Annotated in this window: 21 protein-coding genes and 2 pseudogenes; 14 read left to right on the forward strand and 9 right to left on the reverse strand. The window is 56.6% G+C overall.

All coding sequences use genetic code 11. The annotated features are described in order from the left end of the window. Window positions 1-208: 208 nt before the first annotated feature. A complete protein-coding gene (locus AC3IUE_RS18295; RefSeq protein ID WP_226299650.1) occupies window positions 209-520 on the forward strand; it encodes a hypothetical protein in 312 nt (103 codons plus the stop codon). Window positions 521-550: 30 nt separating this feature from the next. Here AC3IUE_RS18295 and AC3IUE_RS18300 read toward each other — a convergent pair. From AC3IUE_RS18300 to AC3IUE_RS18310, 3 genes and pseudogenes are all read right to left on the reverse strand, one after another. Then, window positions 551-634: pseudogene (locus AC3IUE_RS18300) on the reverse strand (LysE family translocator); the annotation flags it as partial. Between the two features lie 4 nt (window positions 635-638). After that, window positions 639-854 (reverse strand): hypothetical protein, encoded by a 216-nt coding sequence (locus AC3IUE_RS18305; RefSeq protein ID WP_056741547.1) that lies wholly within the window; start codon window positions 852-854, stop codon window positions 639-641. 294 nt (window positions 855-1,148) lie between these two features. After that, window positions 1,149-2,714, reverse strand: coding sequence for a carbohydrate porin (locus AC3IUE_RS18310; RefSeq protein WP_056741546.1), 1,566 nt, complete (start codon window positions 2,712-2,714; stop codon window positions 1,149-1,151). A gap of 167 nt (window positions 2,715-2,881) precedes the next feature. Between AC3IUE_RS18310 and AC3IUE_RS18315 the strand changes: the two genes are divergently transcribed. The 7 genes from AC3IUE_RS18315 to AC3IUE_RS18345 all read left to right on the forward strand — a co-directional run bounded on the left by AC3IUE_RS18315 (window position 2,882) and on the right by AC3IUE_RS18345 (window position 10,107). Then, entirely contained in the window at window positions 2,882-4,156 is a 1,275-nt protein-coding gene (locus tag AC3IUE_RS18315; protein ID WP_489263205.1) for an ABC transporter substrate-binding protein, read from the forward strand. A gap of 21 nt (window positions 4,157-4,177) precedes the next feature. Continuing rightward, window positions 4,178-5,140, forward strand: a complete 963-nt coding sequence (locus AC3IUE_RS18320) for a carbohydrate ABC transporter permease (protein WP_489263206.1) — start codon at window positions 4,178-4,180, stop codon at window positions 5,138-5,140. After that, a complete protein-coding gene (locus AC3IUE_RS18325) occupies window positions 5,137-5,979 on the forward strand; it encodes a carbohydrate ABC transporter permease (RefSeq protein ID WP_415760421.1) in 843 nt (280 codons plus the stop codon). Before AC3IUE_RS18320 ends, AC3IUE_RS18325 begins: the two co-directional genes overlap by 4 nt. Window positions 5,980-6,006: 27 nt before the next feature. After that, window positions 6,007-7,152: an ABC transporter ATP-binding protein gene (locus AC3IUE_RS18330; RefSeq protein WP_489263208.1), complete on the forward strand. Its 1,146-nt coding sequence runs from the start codon at window positions 6,007-6,009 to the stop codon at window positions 7,150-7,152. After that, window positions 7,149-8,651 (forward strand): glycoside hydrolase family 32 protein, encoded by a 1,503-nt coding sequence (locus AC3IUE_RS18335; protein WP_489263209.1) that lies wholly within the window; start codon window positions 7,149-7,151, stop codon window positions 8,649-8,651. Before AC3IUE_RS18330 ends, AC3IUE_RS18335 begins: the two co-directional genes overlap by 4 nt. A 75-nt stretch (window positions 8,652-8,726) precedes the next feature. Continuing rightward, a complete protein-coding gene (locus tag AC3IUE_RS18340) occupies window positions 8,727-9,719 on the forward strand; it encodes a LacI family DNA-binding transcriptional regulator (RefSeq protein WP_489263210.1) in 993 nt (330 codons plus the stop codon). A 178-nt stretch (window positions 9,720-9,897) separates the two neighbouring features. Further along, window positions 9,898-10,107, forward strand: coding sequence for a hypothetical protein (locus AC3IUE_RS18345; protein WP_489263211.1), 210 nt, complete (start codon window positions 9,898-9,900; stop codon window positions 10,105-10,107). Between the two features lie 34 nt (window positions 10,108-10,141). On the opposite strand, the gene AC3IUE_RS18350 is transcribed toward AC3IUE_RS18345, so the two are convergent. Continuing rightward, window positions 10,142-11,038: a LysR family transcriptional regulator gene (locus AC3IUE_RS18350; protein WP_489263212.1), complete on the reverse strand. Its 897-nt coding sequence runs from the start codon at window positions 11,036-11,038 to the stop codon at window positions 10,142-10,144. A 127-nt stretch (window positions 11,039-11,165) separates the two neighbouring features. Between AC3IUE_RS18350 and AC3IUE_RS18355 the strand changes: the two genes are divergently transcribed. The 4 genes and pseudogenes from AC3IUE_RS18355 to AC3IUE_RS18370 all read left to right on the forward strand — a co-directional run bounded on the left by AC3IUE_RS18355 (window position 11,166) and on the right by AC3IUE_RS18370 (window position 15,559). Continuing rightward, complete coding sequence (locus AC3IUE_RS18355) at window positions 11,166-11,831, forward strand: RraA family protein (protein ID WP_489263213.1); 666 nt, start codon at window positions 11,166-11,168, stop codon at window positions 11,829-11,831. An 11-nt stretch (window positions 11,832-11,842) separates the two neighbouring features. Beyond that, window positions 11,843-13,051: a pyridoxal phosphate-dependent aminotransferase gene (locus tag AC3IUE_RS18360; protein ID WP_489263214.1), complete on the forward strand. Its 1,209-nt coding sequence runs from the start codon at window positions 11,843-11,845 to the stop codon at window positions 13,049-13,051. Window positions 13,052-13,144: 93 nt separating this feature from the next. Beyond that, the gene (locus tag AC3IUE_RS18365) at window positions 13,145-14,404 is read left to right on the forward strand and encodes a cation:dicarboxylate symporter family transporter (RefSeq protein ID WP_489263215.1); all 1,260 of its coding nucleotides are present in this window, start codon (window positions 13,145-13,147) and stop codon (window positions 14,402-14,404) included. Window positions 14,405-14,691: 287 nt separating this feature from the next. Next, window positions 14,692-15,559, forward strand: a pseudogene (locus tag AC3IUE_RS18370) (patatin-like phospholipase family protein). Between the two features lie 134 nt (window positions 15,560-15,693). Here the strand turns inward: AC3IUE_RS18370 and AC3IUE_RS18375 are convergent. After that, window positions 15,694-15,963 carry a hypothetical protein gene (locus AC3IUE_RS18375; RefSeq protein ID WP_461998135.1) on the reverse strand — a complete coding sequence of 90 codons (270 nt, stop codon included), beginning with the start codon at window positions 15,961-15,963 and terminating at the stop codon, window positions 15,694-15,696. Between the two features lie 468 nt (window positions 15,964-16,431). Here AC3IUE_RS18375 and AC3IUE_RS18380 point away from each other — a divergent pair, with 468 nt between their 5' ends. Beyond that, window positions 16,432-16,560: a hypothetical protein gene (locus AC3IUE_RS18380; RefSeq protein ID WP_489263216.1), complete on the forward strand. Its 129-nt coding sequence runs from the start codon at window positions 16,432-16,434 to the stop codon at window positions 16,558-16,560. Window positions 16,561-16,964: 404 nt separating this feature from the next. On the opposite strand, the gene AC3IUE_RS18385 is transcribed toward AC3IUE_RS18380, so the two are convergent. Then, the gene (locus tag AC3IUE_RS18385) at window positions 16,965-17,591 is read right to left on the reverse strand and encodes a LysE family translocator (protein WP_489263217.1); all 627 of its coding nucleotides are present in this window, start codon (window positions 17,589-17,591) and stop codon (window positions 16,965-16,967) included. Window positions 17,592-17,941: 350 nt separating this feature from the next. Here AC3IUE_RS18385 and AC3IUE_RS18390 point away from each other — a divergent pair, with 350 nt between their 5' ends. Beyond that, the gene (locus AC3IUE_RS18390; RefSeq protein WP_489263218.1) at window positions 17,942-18,811 is read left to right on the forward strand and encodes an AraC family transcriptional regulator; all 870 of its coding nucleotides are present in this window, start codon (window positions 17,942-17,944) and stop codon (window positions 18,809-18,811) included. A gap of 191 nt (window positions 18,812-19,002) precedes the next feature. Here the strand turns inward: AC3IUE_RS18390 and AC3IUE_RS18395 are convergent, their stop codons facing one another. The 3 genes from AC3IUE_RS18395 to AC3IUE_RS18405 form a co-directional block, all read right to left on the reverse strand. Further along, window positions 19,003-19,386 carry a VOC family protein gene (locus AC3IUE_RS18395; RefSeq protein WP_046046560.1) on the reverse strand — a complete coding sequence of 128 codons (384 nt, stop codon included), beginning with the start codon at window positions 19,384-19,386 and terminating at the stop codon, window positions 19,003-19,005. A 92-nt stretch (window positions 19,387-19,478) separates the two neighbouring features. Further along, window positions 19,479-20,597: an S-(hydroxymethyl)glutathione dehydrogenase/class III alcohol dehydrogenase gene (locus AC3IUE_RS18400; protein WP_489263219.1), complete on the reverse strand. Its 1,119-nt coding sequence runs from the start codon at window positions 20,595-20,597 to the stop codon at window positions 19,479-19,481. 98 nt (window positions 20,598-20,695) lie between these two features. Next, entirely contained in the window at window positions 20,696-21,664 is a 969-nt protein-coding gene (locus tag AC3IUE_RS18405; RefSeq protein WP_489263220.1) for an ABC transporter substrate-binding protein, read from the reverse strand. Between the last annotated feature and the right edge of the window lie 24 nt (window positions 21,665-21,688).

Here is a 21,688-nt window from a genome sequence, read left to right on the forward strand (position 1 = left end):
TGTCGATTACGAAATCATCCCAGGCATGTTCCAAATTTGACACGATCGCCGTGTTGGAAGAAATTGATGATCCGCCTCTTCTCTTCGACCTGAAATCCTGTGGCTGTATCTGCAGCCCAAATTTTCAACACGATCGATTGGATGTTCCCCAACCGACCACTGGCCCAGTCGATTACTGGGTGCCTGGTTTCCTGATAGGATTGACAAATTGCTGACTCGCCCCGACAAAGATGCGCTACGTGCGATGCTGGAATCGCAAGTTCAAGAAAAGCTGCAGCACGACCCTGATGCAGTAACGACTTATGCAGCACAGCCTGAACCCGAAAGAAAGCCATACACCAGTAAGCCCACGGTTCAGGACAAGGCATTTCACAGGGAGCTCGATCAGATGCGTGCGGATGCTGAAGCCGGAGTGATACATAAATCAGTGCGCGAGCCAATGGACGATGGTGAGTCTAGCCTTGCGCTCAATGATTACCCTGGCTTGAAAGAGGCAGGCTCTGCATCAAATCAGTGGTGATGTTTTGGCGCCTGTTCTGCGCTCCTCCTCTTATGCAACCTGTCGACGCATGGTCAGGATGACTGCTCCAAAGCAGATGAACGTCGACCCAACTACCCGGCTGACCCACCGAGACCGATCACGCGAGCTTTATGGCTCCGCCCTGGATATCGTCACGCGCCGCTCGTAAGTCAATAGCGTCCTGGTTGAGCCGGTGAATCATGTTGAGCAACCGTTGGCGTAGCACTTCGTCTTGGAGCTGCTCTGCTGCGCGCATCATATCGAGCGCCGCTACCTCATTGTTAGTGGCGACGGAGTCGAGCAGTTTGCGCATGCTTCTTGATGGTCGATTCATCTCCAACTCCCTGGATTTCAGTGACGCGAATCATATGGCCAGAATGTTTCGTCAGTATTTCAGTTGCACGAACTGGCTTGAATCACTGGCTCCGGCTCATTTAACGCTAGCTGGCGGGACAACCTGAGGGGTCGATTACGCTTGTAGCAACCCGTCATTGATGAAGCTAAGCGGCTCGCTCCAGAGCATCCAGCAAACCAAAAAACTCCCGAGAAAGCTAATGCCGAGGGGCGAAATGGAGCAACAGCCGCCGGCAGGTATGCTGAAGGCGGGTTGGCCGGACGCGTTCAAGTATTAAAACCAGGTTTCCATTTGTATCCCGTATTGCCACACACCTCCGGCGTTGAAATCCGTCTTGCCGAAGGAGTCTGAGGTACTGTATCTGTCCAGATCCGAAGACCAATTCATGAAGCTTGCGAACACTCGCAATTCGGGACGTGTGAGCAGGTCTCCAACGTCAGGCTTGAATGTTGGGGCGACAGTGAATTTCCAGAAGTTACCGTCGACCGCATTACGTTGTAGATAGCCCTTCGGGTCGAGGTTCATGGTTTGCCAGCTCATTTCGTAGGCCATCTCGAAATTGCTGTTGATTGCATTGGCCAAACGCATGTTCAGGGTCATCCAGCGGTAATTGTCACCCTTGACGTATCTATCCTTGCTTTGTTCGGCCAACAAGCTGGGGCCGATGCGCCAACCAGGCGCAATGGGAGTCTCGCCGTAAAGTGCCAGACGCAGAGCGCGGGCATCGTCAATCAGCTCACCATCCGAGCCGACGTTCTTGACCTCTGCCCCCAGACCTTGCCCATAGAGCAGCGCTGTCTTGAAGAAGCCTTCCCGGCCGAAGAAGTTTTTCTGGTGATTGGCCAACATGCTGTGCAAGCCGGAATCCGCAGGCGTCAGCCCTGCTTCATTGCTGCGAGTGCCAATGTCGTTTTTCTTTGAGCCAATGGCGTTGAACATCCACTGCCACTGACCACTGTCGAAGAACTGGTTTGAGGTCAGGATGTAGCTTTCCACATCGGCGTTGATGCCGCCTTCACTGAAATCCCCGTAATTACGCCCGATCAAAGAATAATTCGAGCGCCAGTTCTTGTTCATCTGCACATCGTAGATACCACCTCCGGTGCCAGCCAGATAGACCACGTCAGAGTCCAGCCAATGGATATCGAAGTTATCTCTGTCGAATCGTTTGCCTGCCCACAAGGTGGAGTTCTCGAACACTGAGTTGCCCTTGAAGGCGGCGAGATGATCGAGTTCTGTAAAGACCTGACGCACGTTCAGGTTGCTTTCGTCGGCCGTCCAGTCATTGGAGCTTTCCACACCGTCGGCAATGGACACCGTGAATTTTGAATGGGTGCCGTTCTGCGCATAGGCCTCTTTCGACAGGTCGATGCGCATGTAGGTGTCGTCTTCATTGCCGAGTCGCCCGACGGCGCCACCGACTGAACCGGCCGGGGTTGTATAAGGGCCGCCACGACCACCACCTAGCCCATCGTTGATCAGCAATCCGGAACGGGCATAACCCTTAAAGCTGAAGCCGTCCGTGAGGTGGCCGCTGCTGCCCTGCTTTTCCATGCTTTGCTGACGGGCTTCCAGTTTTGCCAGCCGGGTGTCCAACCCAGGCGCCTCAATGGCTGTCGCAGTGGACGCAACAGGCTGCGCGGCGGGAGTGGCGAGTTTGATCTGCTGCAATTCCCTGGCGAGTGCCTGGGTTTGTTGTTCAGCTGCGGCTGCGCGCTTTTCCGCTGCGCTGGCACGGACTTCAAACGCGGCCATGCGTTCTTCCAGAGTCGCGGCCTGAGAGGTCGCCGCCGAGGTGCCGAGCACACCTGCGAGTAGCCAGCTTGATGCTTTCTGCATGTGGATTCCCTGTTTTGTTTTTATTGTGTAATTCCCGCGACCAGCCTTTTTTCGTGAGTTGTAAATTGTGGCAATCGACGAAAAAATGGATGCCTCATCGCAAATACGCTGCTACATTTGGCGATGTTAACGTTAACTTTTCTAAAAACAAAAATAAAGGGTGCTCAATGAAACATCTGAAATCTCTCCTTCCAGCAGCACTAATCACCCTCTGTGCCGGACTTCCATCCGTCTCGAGCGCAGCCGATTTGACGATTTCGTGCGGTGCAGTGGGTGCGGAATTACAACTGTGCAAGGAGGCTGTCGAGGCGTGGTCGAAACAGACCGGCAACAACGTCGAGGTGGTTTCCACGCCTAACTCGGCGACCGAGAGGTTGTCGTTCTACCAACAGATCCTCAGTGCTCAGTCCACCGACATCGACATCATTCAAATCGATATGGTGTGGCCGGGGATGCTGGCCAAACATCTGATGGATCTGCGCGAGGTGCTGCCCGCCAACGCGACTCAAGGTTACTTCCAGGCACAGGTGGATAACGCCACGGTGAATGGACGGCTGGTGACGATGCCGTGGTTCACCGACTCGGGCCTGCTGTATTACCGCAAGGACTTGCTCGATAAGTACGCCAAGCAGGTTCCCCAGACATGGGAGGAAATGACTGCTACCGCCCGGGATGTTCAACAGGCAGAGCGCACTGCCGGTAACCCCAATGCATGGGGTTACATCTTTCAGGGACGCGCTTACGAGGGGCTGACGTGTAATGCGCTGGAGTGGATCAGCAGCCAACCGGAAGGCGGACTGGTCAATCCAGCAGGAGATATCGTGGTCAACAGTCAGGCCTCGATAACTGCTTTGACCCTGGCGAAAAGCTGGGTAGGAGACATCTCCCCGCGTGGCGTACTCAACTACACCGAGGAAGAAGGACGTGGCGTATTCCAGTCGGGAAATGCGTTGTTCATGCGTAACTGGCCTTATGTCTGGGCCTTGGTACAAAGCCAGGACAGTGCCGTAAAAGATAAAGTCGGCGTCGCTCCCCTGCCCCGAGGCGGCATGACCGGCACCCATGCCTCCACCCTCGGTGGCTGGGGCCTGGCGGTATCGCGTTACAGCGCCCATCCAAAACTTGCCGCAGAACTGGTGACCTACCTGACCAGTGCCCAGCAGCAAAAACATCGAGCTTTAGTAGGCGGCTATAACCCGGTTATCGAGTCGCTTTATCAAGACCCCGAGCTGCTCGCGGCCATGCCTTATTACAGTCAACTCCTCAGTATTCTCAACGAAGGGGTCATGCGCCCCGCCTCAATAACAGCCGAGCGCTATCCACGGGTCTCCAATGCGTTCTTCGATCGAGTGCATGGCGTGCTGGCGGGCGAATTGCCTGTCGATCAGGCGCTGGCCGAACTGGAAAGCGAACTCACGCGCATCAAACGCCGGAACTGGTAAGCCACAAGGAAGGAAATCACCATGTCTGTCTCTACTACCCATGCCCCCTGTGACGAGCTCCTGCTCACCAGGGAAACGCCTGTACAGCGCCGCCGAGTACGCGCCGCCTGGCTGTTTCTGACACCGATGTTGATGTGTCTGGCCCTCGTGGCCGCCTGGCCGCTACTGCGTACATTCTGGTTCAGCCTGACTGACGCCACCCTGGCGGACACCGGTGGCGGAACCTTCGTCGGCTTGAGCAATTATCTGTTCCACAACGGTTCCAGCTGGTCGGGCATCCTGGTCGATCCACAATGGTGGAACGCTGTGCGCAACACGTTGCATTTCACCGTGGTGTCGGTGGGACTGGAAGTCGTCCTGGGGCTACTGGTGGCGTTGCTGTTGAACATCAAGTTCACCGGCCGTTCTTTGGTGCGTGCGTTGATTCTGATTCCGTGGGCGATTCCTACCATTGTCTCGGCGAAGATCTGGTCATGGATGCTCAACGACCAGTTCGGCATCATCAATCACATGATGCTGAGTGTCGGCCTGATTGATGCCCCCCTGGCCTGGACAGCAGATGCGGATCTGTCGATGTGGGCGGTCATCATCGTCGACGTCTGGAAGACCGTACCTTTTGTCACGCTACTGATGCTGGCGGCCTTGCAGATGTTGCCGAGCGATTGTTACGAAGCCGCCAGGGTCGACGGTATTCATCCGCTGAAAGTGTTCTGGCGCGTCACGCTTCCACTGTTGATGCCTGCATTGTTGGTGGCGGCGATCTTCCGCATCCTCGATTCCCTGCGGGTATTCGACGTCATCTATGTGCTGACCTCGAATTCTTCGAGCACCATGAGCATGTCGGTCTATGCCCGCCAACACCTGGTGGAGTTCCAGGATGTTGGCTATGGCAGCGCGGCCTCGACTCTGCTGTTTCTGGTCGTTGCGGTAATCGCCATGCTTTATCTCTACCTCGGACGCCGTCAAATGGAGGTTCGATCATGAGCCCGCGCCTACTGAAAAAAGCGCTGTTGCGCCTCGGATTCTGGTGCCTGATCGGGGTTTTGCTGCTGTATGCGGTCTTCCCTTTCTACTACGCCATCGTGACTTCGCTAAAGCCGTCCAGTGCCCTGTTCCAGGTGAGCTACTGGATCGAAAACCCCGACTTCTCCAATTACGCGGCGGTACTCCATCAAGCCTCATTCCTGCGGGCTATCGGTAACTCCCTGGTGGTTGCGCTTAGCGTGGTGACGCTGGCGCTGTTCCTCAGCGTGACCGCCGCCTATGCCTTGGGACGGGTGAAATTCCGGGGGCGTGGCACGGTATTGATGATGGTTCTCGGCGTGTCGATGTTTCCCCAGGTCGCTGTACTGTCGGGGCTGTTCGAAGTGATCCGCGCCCTGGGTCTGTACAACACGTCTTGGGCATTGATCCTGAGCTACACGATTTTCACCCTGCCCTTCACCGTCTGGGTGCTGACCACGTTCATGGGCCAACTGCCCCATGAACTGGAAGAAGCGGCAATCATGGATGGTGCTTCGCCCTGGGTCACGCTTACCCGAGTGCTGTTGCCGCTGCTATGGCCCGCACTGGTCACCACTGGCCTGTTGGCCTTTATCGCAGCGTGGAACGAGTTCCTGTTTGCCTTGACCTTCACCCTCACAGACACGCAACGCACAGTACCGGTCGCCATCGCCTTGATTTCCGGCGGTAGCCCCCATGAGTTGCCTTGGGGGCTGTTGATGGCCGCCTCGGTGCTGGTCACCGTCCCACTGGTGATTCTGGTGCTGATCTTCCAGCGCCGAATCGTTTCCGGTCTCACTACCGGCGCGTTAAAGGGTTGATGCCCAACACGTACAAGGAACAGCATCGTGATCAAATTGAAACTGGACAACGTGAACAAACAATTGGGCGGCGTGCGGGTTCTTCGCGACGTTAGCCTGGAGATTGCTGCGGGTGAATTCGTGGTGTTCGTCGGCCCTTCGGGCTGCGGCAAGTCGACCCTGCTGCGCCTGATCGCCGGACTGGATTCGATCTGCGGCGGCGACCTGCTGATCGACGGGCGTCGGGTCAACGACCTGGAGCCGCGCGAGCGTGGCGTCGGCATGGTGTTTCAGTCTTATGCGCTGTACCCGCACATGAGCGTCTACGACAACATCAGCTTTGGTCTCAAACTGGCCAAGACTGAAAAGAGCAGCCTGCGCGAGCGCGTGCTGAAAACAGCGCAAATCCTTCAATTGGACAAACTGCTGCAACGCAAGCCAAAGGAACTGTCTGGAGGGCAGCGTCAGCGTGTGGCCATGGGCAGAGCCATGGCGCGGGAGCCGGACATTTTGTTGTTCGATGAACCGCTCTCCAACCTGGATGCATCCTTGCGGGTGCAGATGCGCAACGAAATCGCCCGACTGCATGATCGACTGGGCTCGACCATGATCTACGTCACCCACGATCAGGTTGAGGCGATGACCCTGGCCGACAAAATTGTCGTGCTCAATGGCGGTCGCGTAGAACAGGTCGGCTCACCGCGCGAACTCTATGAGCGCCCGGCCAGCCGCTTTGTCGCCGGTTTTCTCGGTTCGCCCAGAATGAATTTTCTGCCGGCGCGCCTGCAGACGCCAGGCGAAACCAGCCTGGTCGATACCCTCGTATGGGGTATCACGTCCCTACCCTTCGACAGCTCGAACCTGGCGGCAGGCACGGCGCTGAGCCTGGGGATTCGCCCGGAGCATGTGTCGCTCAAGGCGGCGGAGGGAGCCGCCGGCGTCCTCGTGACTGCGGTCGAATACCTGGGCAGCGAGACCTATGTGCACCTCGAAACAGGTCAGGACGAGCCACTGATCTGTCGTTGCGAGGTCAGCGCCGGCTGGCTGGCAGGCGATCGGGTCGAGCTGCAACTGGACATCGACAACCTGCACCTGTTCGACGCCGCCGGCACGGCCTTGAAGCGCCACCCACAAGCCATTGGAAACCTGCCGAATGATGTTTCTCTGCGCTCAGTCCGAGCATCGGCCCTATGACCTTGTCTTCGAATAACATGAGCGATCCAATGTCTTCTTCCCTTGACCTTGCGCAGCGTGCACTGAGTGACGGCCTGTCTCGCGTCATCGAGGATTATCGCCCCGGATATCATATCGCCCCCCCGACAGGCTGGATGAACGACCCTAACGGGGTCGTGTACTTTCGTGGCGAATATCACGTTTTCTATCAACATTACCCCTTCGAAGCGAAATGGGGCCCGATGTATTGGGGGCACGCCAAGAGTGCCGATCTGGTCCATTGGCAGCACCTGCCCATTGCGCTGGCACCCGGCGATGACTTCGACCGTGACGGATGTTTTTCCGGTAGCGCGGTGGTGTGTGGCGATACCCTGGCACTGATCTACACCGGGCACACCTGGCTGGGGGACGTGGGTGACGAACGCTTGATCCGTCAAGTCCAGTGCCTGGCCACCAGCATCGACGGCATCCGGTTCGTCAAACATGGCGCCGTCATCGAGACCGCGCCGCAAGACACGATCATGCACTTTCGTGACCCCAAGGTATGGCAGGAGGATGACTATTGGTACCTCATTGCCGGCGCACGTCTGGGTGATAAACCGCTACTGCCGCTATACCGTTCCACGGATCTGCACGCCTGGGAGTTCCTTGATTATGTGTCCAGCGGCAGCGAGGGCGATGGCTATATGTGGGAGTGCCCGGATCTGTTCCGACTGAACGGGCGCGATGTGCTGCTGTACTCCCCCCAGGGCATGCAACCCGAGGGTTACGAACGGCTCAACAAGTACCAGACCGGTTATCGAGTGGGCCGACTCGACAGCGAATGGCACTTCACGGGCGGGCCTTTTATCGAGTTGGATAACGGCCACGATTTCTATGCCGCGCAAACGCTCCTGGCCGCCGATGGTCGGCGCCTTGTGTGGGCGTGGCTCGACATGTGGGAAAGCCCTATGCCGAGCCAGGCCCATCACTGGTGCGGGATGCTCGGTTTGCCGCGCGAACTTGAACTGTGCGCCGATCGCCTTTGCGTGTTTCCGGCACGGGAGCTCACGGCTCTACGCCAGACCCCATTACCGGGTACGTCCTGGTGGGATGAAGCGGGAACCCGGTGGGTGTCGGAAGTGAATGGAGCTATGCTCGAAATCCACGTGCATCTGGATTTGCTCGGCTGCACCGACGGCCACTTGGGAATCGCCTTGCGCTGCAGCGTCGATGGCCAGGAAGAAACGCTGCTCTACTACGATGCGTCACTGCAGCGCCTGGTGCTTGACCGCAGCAGCTCGGGTGCGCAAGTCACAGGTCAACGCAGCGTGTCGATAGACCCGACACAAGAGCGACTGGAACTACGCGTGTTTCTCGATCGCTCGTCCATCGAGGTGTTCGACGAAAACGGACACTTCACCCTCAGCAGTCGCCTCTATCCGCAGACCGACAGTCTGGGTGTGAAGCTTCTTGCAAGCGGGAGTGGTGGGCGTGTCTCGATTCCCAGGGCATGGCCTCTCGCCTCGGGATGGCTATGAGCAGCCTCATTCGAGTCGCGAGAAGCGCTGGCGATGTGTCATGATTCTGCGTCAACCTGACCGGCCTTGCCTCGCATGACTTCAGTGAAAGACGTTGCACAGCTGGCCGGCGTGTCCCTGATGACGGTTTCTCGAGCGCTCAACAACCCGGAAAAACTGAGCCCCGAAACCCTTCTGCGGGTGCGTCGCGCCATTGATGAACTGCAATTCGTACCGAGCCTGTCGGCGCGCAGGATGCGCGGTGACAACCTCCAGTCGCGAACCATCGGTGTGTTCGCGCTGGACACCGCGACAACACCGTTCGCCGTCGAACTGCTGCTGTCCATCGAACAGACCGCACAGCAAGCAGGCTGGAATGTATTTATCCTTAACCTGCTAAGCAACCCGCCCACCGACCAGAACATCGACCTGATGTTGTCGCACCGTCCCGACGGATTGATCTTCAGCGCCATGGGGTTTCGCCAGGTGAACATTCCCGAGCGTTTGAAGAGCAAACCCCTGGTACTCGCCAATTGTCTGGCAGATGACAGTCGCCTGGTGAGTTATGTGCCAGACGACGAAACGGGGCAGTATCGAGCGGTACATCATGCGTTGAGCCAGGGCTATCGGCGCCCTCTGTGCATCAATCTGCCAAAACAGAGTCTGGCTTGGGGCTTGCGACAAAAAGGCCTGCAACGTGCCTGTCAGGCATTCGGCCTGGCGCCTGACGCACTCCTGCAATACGACCTTTCCGATCATGACGCCTACGGTGAAACCGCGGCCATCCTCGACCGACATATCATCGAAGGTCGCCCCCAATTCGACATTCTGATCTGTGGCAATGACCGTATTGCGTTTTGTGCTTATCAGCTGTTGTTGGGCCGAGGTCTGAAAATCCCCGACGATGTCGCCGTGCTCGGCTACGACAATATGATCGGTATCGCTGAGCTGTTCATCCCGCCGTTGACGACAGTGCAACTGCCGTACTACGAGATCGGTCGTAAGGCTGCCCAGCACCTGATCGAGACCATTGAAGTATCGGGAACCCAGCCAGTTGATTGTCCATTGGTGGTCAGGGCATCACTATAAGAATTAGTTAATTTGGTGATAGCACACCCACTGGCTTTCGATTTGCCACCAGTTTGTCACGCACCAGAGTTGTTAGGCGGGCAGCTTCGATGGCTTGGTGCGCTGACTCGCAGCGTCGAAACCGTTCCCGACTGATTCAGGCCTTTACTACGCTGACCTCTTCCACGGAGGAATCACAATGTCGAACGCAGACCTACTCCCTTCCCTACTCCTCAAAATCAATCAGAATCAACTGGCTCTCGAGGCCGCGATCATGGAGCCGACGCCTTGGGTCGAACAGCGTGGCGCGGATGAGGTTGGCGGCAACGTACGCGGAGCGCTAGAAACGATCAGCAAGAACGAAGAGTTCTTCAACATGACGCTTGCGGTGCTCATGACGCCTGAGTGAGCTGATTAGCCTGAGCTCCTCCCACTTCAAATGCTCACAGTAATAGTTTTGAAAAATCACAGCATTCGACCGCTAACTGCGCCACGTTTTGATTCAATCCAAATTGGCGATCAGTGCGGTGAAGCGCTGTGTAGCGAATTCTTGGCAGTCCAGGTGTTGTGACCAATGCTCGCAACGCACCTTGGTCGATCAAGTGAGATAGACAGGCCTTAGGGAGGTAACTGACCCCCACCCCCGACAAAGTGAGCCCTACCTGCACCAGTAAGTTGTGGCTGGTTAGGGTCTTGGGCATCTGCACGTTATGAGAGGCCAACCATCGTTCGTAGATCAAGCCAGTGCCTGATTGTGAACCTTGGGTCAACACCGTGCACCCGGCCAAGACTTCGAGACTCACAGGATCCGGATCGGAGATCAGGCGCGGAGCACACATCCAGGCATTCTCAACACTTTTCAGTGGCGTACTTACGAATCGAGCATCGTTGTAAACGTCCGGAACGATGACCAGATCAAGCTGATCATTTTCCAGTTTTCGAAACAGCTCACTGCTCAGTTCCACCGAAGGCTCGATTTGCACCTTGGGATAAGCTTGTCGCAGCGACTCTACCAGCGCTGGCAACCAGGTCAGCGCAGTCAGTTCGGTGACACCGAGTCGAAACCTTCGCACCAAGACTTCACGGGCACTTACGCGTTCCAGCAAATAGTCGCGACGCTCCAGCAAGTCCTTGGCGTAATCCAGCAGTTCCCCGCCCTTTTCGGTCAACCGAGCGTTGCGCTTGCTGCGGTCGAAAATCTCCACATCGAAGGTTTCTTCCAGCTCCTGGATGCGCTTGGAAATAGCCGACTGAGACATGTTGAGCTTATTAGCCGCAGCTTCGAAGCTACCGAGTTCGGCTATCCAGTAAAGCGCGTCAATCTGCTTGAAGGTGATCATGACAACACCACATGAAAAAAAGCGATGTTAACGCATAATAAAATATCGCTAAAACTCTTTATTCGTCGCTCCTAAGATCGAGACACAGCCCTGACCGGCTGCTACCTCAAACTTTCGGAGATCAGCCATGTCCTTGCCCGGTTCACGCATTCTTCCCAATCCGCCGCTAGCCGCTGCCGAGGTGCTCGAAGCCTTTGCCCACGTGGTCACCCCGCACATAAGCGACAACCTCGGCCGGCACATCGGCGCTCGCGGACTCACCCGCTACAACCGCAGAGGAAAATTAGTCGGTACTGCCCTCACCGTTAAAACCCGCCCCGGCGACAACCTGCTGATCTACAAAGCCATGAGCATGTTGCAACCCGGTCACGTGCTGGTGGTTGATGCTCAGGGCGACACCAACAATGCGGTGATCGGCGAGTTGGTCAAGCTTTACGCCCTGCAGCGTGGATGCGTTGGTTTCGTTATCGACGGTGCGATTCGCGATGTCGCCAGTTTCGACGACACCCCCTGCTACGCCCGTAGCGTTGTGCACTGTGGCCCGTACAAAAGCGGCCCCGGCGAGATAAACGTTCCGGTTTCAATTGGCGGCATGTTGATCGAGCCGGGTGATCTGCTGGTCGGCGATGAAGACGGACTTGTGGCGTTCTCCCAGGCGGATGCCGCTGAGGTACTTCGACGCGCCGCACAACACGCAGCCCACGAAGAAGAAGTAAAGGCCGAAATCGCTACCGGTGCTGTTCGCCAAAGCTGGATGGACAAGGTCTTGCAACAGGCTGGCCTGGCCGATTGAGGGGGAAAATCATGAGCACTGCATTTTTGTCTAATCGGGTGCTGAGCATCGAGCCTTCGCCGAGCATTGCTGCCAACGCATTGGTGACTGAGTTACGGGCTCAAGGCCGGGACATCGTTAATTTCACTTTAGGTGAGCCGGACTTCGACACCCCGGAGCATATTCTCCGAGCCGCCAGTACCGCGATGCACAGCGGTGACACACATTACACAGCCACCAACGGAACACTGGCTTTGCGTCAGGCGATCTGCCTGAAGCTTGAGCGCGACAATGGTTTGCACTATGCCCTGGACGAAGTGATCGCCGGTTGCGGTGGCAAGCACATCATTTATCACGCCCTGGCCGCGACCTTAAACTTGGGTGATGAAGTCATCGTGCATACGCCGTACTGGGTTTCTTACCCGGACATCGCCCGACTGAACGACGCCACACCGGTGATCATCCCTGGTGACGAAACCAACGGTTTTAAGCTCTCACCCGAGGCTTTGGAGCAGGCCATCACACCATGCAGTAAATGGGTGATTCTCAACACACCAAACAACCCGAGCGGCGCGGTATACAACGAATCCGAACTGCTAGCTCTTGCTGCAGTGCTGCGTAGGCACCCTCACCTGCTGATCATGGCCGACGAAATCTACGAACAGTTCGTATACAGCGACGCCGTGCATGTGTCGCTAACCCGACTTGCCCCCGATCTCAAGCATCGCACGCTGATCGTTAACGGCGCGTCCAAGGGTTATGCCATGACCGGTTGGCGACTCGGGTTTGGTGCAGGCCCTGCATGGTTGATTGGAGCTATCGGAAAATTATTGTCTCAGACCACGACCTGTCCGAGCTCGGTGAGTCAGGCCGCTGCGGTGGCCGCGTTCGCAGGAGATCAAGCGCCGATTGCCGGTATGCGCGAGGTGTATCAGCAACGCCGCGACCGAATGTTGGAGTTGTTGCGAACAATCAACGGCGTGAGTTTTACCCCACCAGACGGGGCGTTTTATGTGTTCGCCAACGTCAGTGGCCTGATGGGCAAAACCACCGAAAACGGCGAACCCCTTCATAGTGATTCACAGCTGGTTGCCTATCTGCTCAAGGAGTACGGACTGGCCACTGTCAGCGGCGCGGCGTACGGCATGTCGCCCTATATCCGCCTTTCATTTGCCAGCTCTCTGGATGTAATCGAAGAAGGCTGCCGTCGCCTCAAAGAAGCGTGCCAACGATTGCGCTGATGGAAATTCGCGACACCCGACAGCCACCGGACGGCTGCTCATTGACTGCCTAGAACAACACTCATAATCATTGTCATCAAATGAGGCATCCCCATGCACAAGCCCCGTATCGCGCTGGTATGGCAAATCATGATTGGCCTGCTCGCCGGCATCGCCATCGGCGCCCTGCTGCACCGTTTCCCTGAGTCCCGTCCCTGGCTGATCGACAACCTACTGCAACCGGCCGGCGACATTTTCATCAAGCTGATGAAGATGATCGTCGTGCCTATTGTGTTTTCCTGCATGGTGGTCGGCATTGCCGGTCACGGTGACGGTAAATCCCTTGGCCGCATCGGGGTGAAGTCGCTGACGTATTTCTTCAGCATCACCACCCTGGCGATCATCGTCGGTCTAGTAATCGGCAACCTGCTCAAGCCGGGTTCCGGTACCGATCTGGCGAGTCTCAAAGCCGCCGCCATTACCCTGCCAACCAGTAATGGCGCCGGTCATAGTCTGGGTCAGATCATCGTTGGGATCATCCCGGACAATGTGATCAATGCGATGGCCCAGGGCAGTTTGCTCTCGGTGTTGTTCTTTGCCGTGATGTTCGGCCTGGGCGTTTCCAAGCTGAGCAATGAACGCAAAGAGCCGTTGATTGCGCTACTGCGTGGCGTATCTGAAGCGATGTTCAAGGTGACGTCGATGATCATGGCCTACTCGCCCATTGGCGTATTCGGCATGATTTCCGTGACCGTGGCCAACTTTGGTTTCAGCTCTTTGTTGCCATTGGCCAAGCTGATCATGGTCAGTTACGTGGCGATTGCTTTCTTCGTCCTGATAGTGCTCAACCTGGTAGCACGGCTGTGCGGAATCAACCTGTTCGCACTGATGCGGCATATCAAGGACGAACTGATTCTGGCTTTCTCCAGTGCGAGTTCGGCAGCGGTAATGCCGCAGCTGATGAAAAAGCTCGAAACCTACGGCGTGCCACCTTCACTGGTCAGCTTCGTGGTGCCGGTGGGTTACTCCTTTAACCTTGACGGCGCTTCGCTGTTCCTCGGCATCGGCACCTTGTTCGTAGCACAGCTATATGGCATCGATCTGAGCTTTGGTGATCAGGCTTTGCTGGTGGTCACCATGGTTCTGACATCCAAGGGGGCTGCTGGTGTACCGGGGTTCATGTTTGTGATTCTTTCAGCCACGCTGGCCAGTGCTGGGCTACCACTGGAGGGCATTGCATTCATTGCTGGGGTCTACCGACTAATGGAAATGCCGACGACTGCCCTGAACGTACTTGGCAATGCGTTGGCTCCGTTGGTAATCGCCAAATGGGAGGGCCGGGCTGCGCATTGTCTGAAGGCTACGCCAGCCTGAGCTTAAGAAATCCTGCCCTAGGCACTGTTAACATGAAGTGCCTAAGGCAGCTCTTTCAGATACCAAGTTCGACGAAGCTTCTCCTCATTGTCATAGAGGTTGAAGCCTATAAGTGCAGCCTGACAGTAGAAGCACGATCCGTTACGCATTGATCCCGTTTCCATTGGGATTCGGCATCGTCCGGAACTCCAAGCTTGCGATGTCTCGATCATGTGGCGAGCACCCGGAAGTAACGCCGACCCGCCAGCTACACTCATTCGATACATTTCTGCACCGAGACTTCGACCATGGCGACCAAAACCGCAATCGTATTCGCTGGCGGCGGCAGTTTGGGTGCGGTGCAGGTGGGTATGTTACGGGCCTTGGTCGAGGCCAATGTTCGATTCGACATGGTGGTTGGCGCTTCGGTAGGCGCTATCAACGGCGCCTACTTTGCCGCAAGACCCGATTCCGATGGCGTCGAGGCGCTCGCCGGATTCTGGCTCGGGCTGACTAAAACTGACATCTTCCCCCTCTCTTGGCTCGATACCTGTAGAGGACTGATCAAACGGCGTGGCTTTCTGTTGCAGCCGGCGGCCTTGAACCGATTGCTGGGTCAGGCACTGCCCATTCATCGCATTGAGGATGCGGCGCTACCCCTGCACATCGTCACCACCGACCTGCTCAGTGGTGCCGAGACGGTTCTGTCCAGTGGCGAACTCGAGCAGGCGTTACTGGCCAGCGCTGCCATTCCGCTGGTGTTCCCCTGCGTACAAATCGCCGATCAGTTCCTGGTTGACGGCGGCGTGGCAAGCAATACACCTATTTCGACTGCCGTAGCCTTGGGAGCCACCAACGTCGTGGTAATCCCCACCGGCGTAAGTTGCGCCCTGACACAACCGCCCCGAGGCCTGGTCGCCCTAGCCCTGCACACCGTCAATCTGATGAGCATGCGCCAACTGGTGAGCGACATCGAACACTTCCGCACTCTCACCAGCCTGCACATCGTCCCGCCCTTGTGCCCTGTGGATGTCTCGGTGTTCAACTTTGACCAGACCGAGTCTTTGCTGCAGCGTGCCTATGAGCAGACCCTCCGGTGGCTGGAACGTGGGGGGGCTCGAACGCACCAAAGTACCGGGTGCCCTGACCATCCATTCACATGCCCATGAGCATTGAGTGATGTGAATTACCTATAAAAGAGGCCTTCAACACTCCGTGCAATATTGCGAGAATCCAACACCATGGTGATAGACGATGCTAGTAGTTGCGTGCATCGCAGGAACAACCGCAGTTGGCAGCATGACCCGCCCTCACCCTTTTCCCGTGCTCTCCACAATCAATCGATGCTTCGTAGTCTCGATTCGCGTAATCGCAGGCACCTGGCCCGACTGAGAATGGGTCAACACGTATTGCTGGGTGCGCTCGGTGTCAAAGACCTGCCTTGCTGCCGTCATCTCCTCAATCAACTGACGATTGACTGAGTAGTAGCCGCAGTTCGGACATTTAAACTCATCAAAACTGGTCACCGGAAAAGCTTTCTCGGCGCTCTCGCGACATATGACACAGACAGTGATGCTCATACGCACCTCTTTGTGAATGACCTATCAACTGTAGCTGATCCTGCCTCCGTCAGCCCACCCACCGCCCGGGCATGACCAGGCGGATCGAAGTCAGAAGTCCATTTATTCCAAAGCCATCGATTTCCTAGGACGACTGGGCAAGCTGTCAGATCGCTCTTTAGTGGCACGATGCAACAAAGAAACATTGTAATCGTAGGTCGATATCAACGGCATTGGCCCCTCGTTCCGAGCCATCCCGAGCCATTGCCTTGTTCGTTCAACGTCAAAGAATTCGTTCTTGAACTTCATCTTCGCAACAAGGTTCGCTGAGACCCTAAAGTGCCCACACCCGGCCGAGCATTTGACCTCGGACCAGCACCCTGCCATGTGAACAATTTTAGAAGCAGCCTGGCAAATTAAGCATTGCATGTTCGATCTCCTTTTCGATGACCTACCTACTGTAGCCGAACACCGGCCAAGGCTCCCTCCATGCCCACAAAAAACAAACTCGCCCTGAAGCAGCAGCGCACCGAGCAGGTCAATCAGGCGATCCATATCATCGACGACTACAGCGGCAAGCGGATCTTCATCCATGAAACGGTTTGGGGAGGAAAGTAGCGGGGGTTCAGTCACGGAGGCACGCAGAAGGATCTGGTCAAGAAACTCCGGGATTACATCTGCACCGGCGAGCCCCTGCACCCTGGATATCTCGGCCCCGAGCGGTTCAACGACAGCAACATTTGGGGGCCGGAGCACCCAGAACGATGCCTGCTTTTCAAGATCAACCCAAATCAGCTCGCCCTACCCGCCCTAAATGCCGCCATCTTAGAGTTCACGCTTCGGGTTTCCCATGAGGAGGCGGCAACGCATCGTGAAAGAACGCAACCGGCCAATAGCAGCCCTTGATGACCGGCAGTTACCGGCCCCAAGTGGCCCCACGTTTCATCAGCTTGATTTCACAAGTTGGACGTTTACCGTGCTGCTCGCGGGGCGAGTCCCTTGCCCCCCCCGAGCAGCATGTTCTACTTTTGGCTGAGCGCCGCGATTGATACCCCCGACGCCACAAACGTCAGCCCTGCTCCCACGTTCAGACCATTCACGAGTCGTGGCCGCTGACGTAAAAAACCGGAGAGTGCCGTGGCGAAAACCCCCATGAGTGCGAATCCAACTGCCGTAAGTACGGCAAACCACACGCCGTACACCAGCATCTGGATACTCACTGAGCCACGGTGCGGGTCGACAAACTGCGGGATGAATGCCAACACGAAAAAGCCCGGCTTGGGGTTCAGTGCTGCGGAGAAGAAGCCTGTCAGGAAAATACTCGGCAGGGATTGTCGAGTTGCTGGATGAAAGCTGAGCAGGCTACGAGAGCGCAACACCTTGATACCTAGCCAGAGCAAGTAGCCGGTACCGATAAGCTTGACGATCCAGAACGCTGCTGTGGAGGTCTGCATAAGTAGCGTCAGTCCTAACGAAGCGGCCGTCACATGAAAGAAAATTCCTGTGCCGGATGCCAGTCCCGATAATATCGCGGCTGTTTTCCCTTGGCTGAGCCCGCGGCCCACGGCCAACAGATTGTCCGGACCTGGCGCGAGTACCAGAAGCAAACACGCTGCGGTGTAGGCAAGCCAGATATCGATTGGAAACACGGCGTTTATCCCTGAGCGTGATCGAGGCATCCAACCTCACGTAACGTAAACTGTAGCCCTTCCTCTCTTGCAGAGGCAACTCTGTGCGCGGCGCAGCGATTGCAGAGCAACACCCGCAGCTACGGCGTAGAGATGCAGCGACTCCTGGGGGCACCCACAGTCCGATTGCAGCCCTTCGCGACTGGCAGCAATCGGCCAGAAGTGACACCTGGAATGCCCTCGACCTTTACATCGCCTTGGAAGAGATCGAATTGGCTAACCCAAAACGTGCCTTGAGCAAACGCGGCTAGGCGCGTTCACGCCGCTATCGTCGACACTATTGCCGACCGTACTTCCAGGAGCTTTTCCCAGTGTCTGACATGCCGACCCACTTCGCTTACACACAACGCTTCAACACCGTACTCGCCTACATTGATGGCAATCTCGAAGGTGACTTGTCGGTGAAAACGTTGAGCCATGTGGCGAACTTTTCGGCGTTTCACTTCCATCGACAATTCACCGCGTTCGTAGGAGTGCCTGTCTCACGCTATGTGCAACTGATGCGGCTACGACGCGCGGCACATCGCCTGGCCGCCCTCGCCGATCACTCGGTACTGGACGCCGCACTCGGTGCTGGCTTTGAAAGTCCCGAGGCATTTTGCAGGGCGTTCAGGCGGGCGTTCGATATGACGCCGAGTGCGTTCAGGAAGGAACCGAACTGGCGGGTCTGGAACACGGTATTCGCAATCCCTCACTTTTCCAGGACTATCATCATGCAAGTACGAATCGTGGAATTCCCTGAAGTCAGGGTAGCAGCGCTTGAACACTGCGGACCAACCGGGCTCGTCAATGAGAGCGTGCGCAAGTTCATCGAGTGGCGTATGCAGAGCGGACAGTCGCCGGTGGCATCGAGTCGCACCTTTGGCATTCCCTATGGCAACCCCGATACGACACCTCCACAAGCATTCCGCTTCGCAATCTGCGGCGAGATTCACAAGGCCGTGGCGCCGAATGAGTTCGGCGTGCACGAGATCGTTATTCCTGGCGGTCGCTGCGTCGTGGTGCGACACGCGGGGTCACCGGATCACATCGGCGAAACGATCTATCCGATTTACCGCGATTGGCTTCCTGCCAGTGGAGAGGAACTTCGTGACCAGCCGCTGTTTTTCAATTACCTGAGCGTCTATCCCGAGACACCGCAGGATCAATGGCAAACTGATGTGTATGTTCCGCTGCAATAGTGGAGCAAGCAGCTTTCGACCCTGGGCTGACGTTGACGAGTGGCCGCTCAGGGTCGGTCACAGCCAATAACAGTCATTCAAACGCCACGGTTCAACGGGCGTGTTCAAGCCACCCATTGTAATCACTCGTTTGCTTAACCTGGCCGGTCAGGATGAATGACGAGGCATCTAATGATGCCTCTTCATAAAGCTCAGGCTGGCTTGAAGCAGTACGCGGCCAGCTTGTTACCATCGAGGTCCCTTGCGTAAGCCGCATAGGCGTCTGGAGCCCAGCTGCGTGGCCCAGGTTGTCCTTCACAAGTGCCGCCGTTGGCCAGCGCGGCTTCATGGAAAGCCTGAACAGCGGCCCGACTAGGAGCCTCGAAGCTGACGGTTACGCCGTTGCCGACGGTGGCAGGCGCACCGTTGGCAGGTTTCAGTACGAAGAACGAGGGAGCGCTCTCACCCCAAATCGAGCCATTGTCGTCCAGATCGGCGATGCGTTTTTGGCCCAGTGTACCCAGGACGCTGTCGTAGAAGCTGCGCGCTTGTTGCAGGTTGTTAGTACCGACGGTCACATGAGTGAAAATGGTCATCTTAGTGCTCTCTTTGGTAGAAATGCGGTGGTTGATATTGCAGTTTTCCCCAGGTGAGACTCGCCCTGGCGGCCTTCGTCAAACCTGTTGAGTCAGCGATCAAAATGGATGACGGTGCGGATGCTTTCACCGTTATGCATCAGGTCGAAGGCCTTGTTGATCGCCTCCAACCCCATGGTGTGAGTGATGAAGGTATCCAGCGGAATCTCACCCTGTTGAGACTTCTCGACATAGCTGGGCAGTTCGCTGCGTCCTTTCACACCACCAAATGCCGAGCCGCGCCAGACGCGCCCGGTCACCAGCTGGAAAGGACGAGTACTGATTTCCTGACCGGCTCCGGCGACGCCAATAATCACCGACTCGCCCCACCCCTTGTGACAGCACTCCAGGGCCGCGCGCATGAGATTGACGTTGCCAATGCATTCGAAGGAGTAATCCACACCACCCTCGGTCATCTCGACTATCACGTCCTGGATCGGCTTGTCGTAATCCTTCGGATTGATGAAGTCGGTGGCGCCCAATTGCCTGGCGATCTCGAACTTGGCCGGATTGATATCGATCGCGATTATTCGACCAGCCTTGGCCATGGTGGCGCCGATGATGGCTGCCAGGCCGATACCGCCAAGACCGAAGATCGCCACGCTGGCGCCCTCTTCCACCTTGGCCGTGTTGAGCACTGCGCCAATTCCGGTCGTCACACCGCAACCGAGCAAGCAGACCTTCTCTAGCGGAGCCTCCTTGGGAATCCTGGCCAGAGAGATTTCCGGCAGCACGGTGTACTCGGAGAAGGTCGAGGTACCCATGTAGTGGAAGATGGGTTGGCCCTTGTAGGAAAAACGGCTGGTGCCATCTGGCATCAGGCCTTTACCCTGAGTGGCGCGAATTTTCTGGCAGAGGTTGGTCTTGCCGGACGTGCAGAATTTGCACTCGCCACATTCCGGGGTGTACAGCGGGATCACATGATCGCCCACCGCCACTGAGGTGACACCCTCGCCAACCGCCTCGACGATGCCGCCGCCTTCGTGACCAAGAATGACTGGAAAGAGGCCTTCAGGGTCAGCACCGGAAAGGGTAAAAGCATCGGTATGGCAGACGCCGGTTGCAATGATGCGCACCAGCACTTCCCCGGCTTGCGGTGCAGCCACATCGACTTCAACAATTTGCAGGGGTTGGTTCGCCGCGAAGGCGACGGCAGCTCGTGATTTGATCATTGTCTTTTTTCCTGGGTGCAATGGGGCACTTCGCCAACGGGGCGAAGAAAAATCGAGGGATAGGTGTCAGAGAAAGGGCATCCATGCCCTATGTTGCGCTAGAGCGTCGCGTCGATTTTTTTCGCAGCCGCTTCACTGACCCAGGTGTGCCAGATTTCCGGGTGTTCCTTGAAGAAAATCCTGGCCAGCTTGGGAGAGTCAATGTGCTCTTTGGTCATCCGGGCCAAGTTCCGGTTTAACAGATCGATCGGCAGATTGACCTTCTCGAGCACGCCAACCAGTTCTGGCGCCTGCTCATGGAAAACGCTGGAGAGCCCTACTTTGATGCTGATCTTTTTGTCGATGCCCGGCTTCTCTTCCAGCTTGACCAGGTCGACCTGCCCCATTAGCGGCGTCGGTGACCAGTAGTAAAACAGTATCGGCTCGCCACGCTTGTAGCTCGACAGAACGGCGGCATCCAGGGCCGGGCCAGTACCTGGGCGGAAGTTGGTGTAGCTCGCTTCGAGGCCGTAACTTTTAAGCATTTCGCTGTTTTCCAGTTCGCAGGTCCAGCCGGCCGGGCAGTTGTAAAAACGGCCCTTGTTCGGCTCTTCCTGATCCTTGAAAAGTCCGGCGTACTGGGGCAGATCAGCGATTTTTTTCAAGTCGGGCGCCTTGGGCTTGAGGTTACGTTTTACATCACCCTCGACCACATAACGCGGCACATACCAGCCTTCGGTTGCCCCAATGATTGGCGCGCCCACACCGACGACCTTCCCGCTGTCCGCAGCCTTGTTCCAGACTTCACTTCGACCGACCCACTCTTCAGCCAGCACTTGAATGTCGTTGCTACCCAATGCGCTCTCCATGGTGATGGAATTGCCCGGCAGCGTATCGATAGCACAGCCGTAACCGTCCTTGAGCAGAACCTGCAACACGTCGGTGAGCAACATGCCACTTTCCCAATTGAGCCCGGCGAACTTCACCGGTTTACCCGACTCGCACCAACCGGCAGCCTGGCTCGTTGCACTACCGGCCAACAGGCCGAGGGAAATCAGTGTGGCGGTAAGGTTTTTTTTGATTTTCACAATCGCACGCTCCAACACAGTGAA

It is taken from the genome of Pseudomonas sp. GL_093 (assembly GCF_057837605.1).

Excerpts from the sequence above, each read along its gene's own strand:
- AC3IUE_RS18305 (WP_056741547.1), bottom strand. The coding sequence starts at position 854 with ATGAATCGACCATCAAGAAGCATGCGCAAACTGCTCGACTCCGTCGCC.
- AC3IUE_RS18310 (WP_056741546.1), bottom strand. The coding sequence starts at position 2,714 with ATGCAGAAAGCATCAAGCTGGCTACTCGCAGGTGTGCTCGGCACCTCG.
- AC3IUE_RS18315 (WP_489263205.1), top strand. The coding sequence starts at position 2,882 with ATGAAACATCTGAAATCTCTCCTTCCAGCAGCACTAATCACCCTCTGT.
- AC3IUE_RS18320 (WP_489263206.1), top strand. The coding sequence starts at position 4,178 with ATGTCTGTCTCTACTACCCATGCCCCCTGTGACGAGCTCCTGCTCACC.
- AC3IUE_RS18325 (WP_415760421.1), top strand. The coding sequence starts at position 5,137 with ATGAGCCCGCGCCTACTGAAAAAAGCGCTGTTGCGCCTCGGATTCTGG.
- AC3IUE_RS18335 (WP_489263209.1), top strand. The coding sequence starts at position 7,149 with ATGACCTTGTCTTCGAATAACATGAGCGATCCAATGTCTTCTTCCCTT.
- AC3IUE_RS18340 (WP_489263210.1), top strand. The coding sequence starts at position 8,727 with ATGACTTCAGTGAAAGACGTTGCACAGCTGGCCGGCGTGTCCCTGATG.
- AC3IUE_RS18345 (WP_489263211.1), top strand. The coding sequence starts at position 9,898 with ATGTCGAACGCAGACCTACTCCCTTCCCTACTCCTCAAAATCAATCAG.
- AC3IUE_RS18350 (WP_489263212.1), bottom strand. The coding sequence starts at position 11,038 with ATGATCACCTTCAAGCAGATTGACGCGCTTTACTGGATAGCCGAACTC.
- AC3IUE_RS18355 (WP_489263213.1), top strand. The coding sequence starts at position 11,166 with ATGTCCTTGCCCGGTTCACGCATTCTTCCCAATCCGCCGCTAGCCGCT.
- AC3IUE_RS18360 (WP_489263214.1), top strand. The coding sequence starts at position 11,843 with ATGAGCACTGCATTTTTGTCTAATCGGGTGCTGAGCATCGAGCCTTCG.
- AC3IUE_RS18365 (WP_489263215.1), top strand. The coding sequence starts at position 13,145 with ATGCACAAGCCCCGTATCGCGCTGGTATGGCAAATCATGATTGGCCTG.
- AC3IUE_RS18375 (WP_461998135.1), bottom strand. The coding sequence starts at position 15,963 with ATGAGCATCACTGTCTGTGTCATATGTCGCGAGAGCGCCGAGAAAGCT.
- AC3IUE_RS18380 (WP_489263216.1), top strand. The coding sequence starts at position 16,432 with ATGCCCACAAAAAACAAACTCGCCCTGAAGCAGCAGCGCACCGAGCAG.
- AC3IUE_RS18395 (WP_046046560.1), bottom strand. The coding sequence starts at position 19,386 with ATGACCATTTTCACTCATGTGACCGTCGGTACTAACAACCTGCAACAA.
- AC3IUE_RS18400 (WP_489263219.1), bottom strand. The coding sequence starts at position 20,597 with ATGATCAAATCACGAGCTGCCGTCGCCTTCGCGGCGAACCAACCCCTG.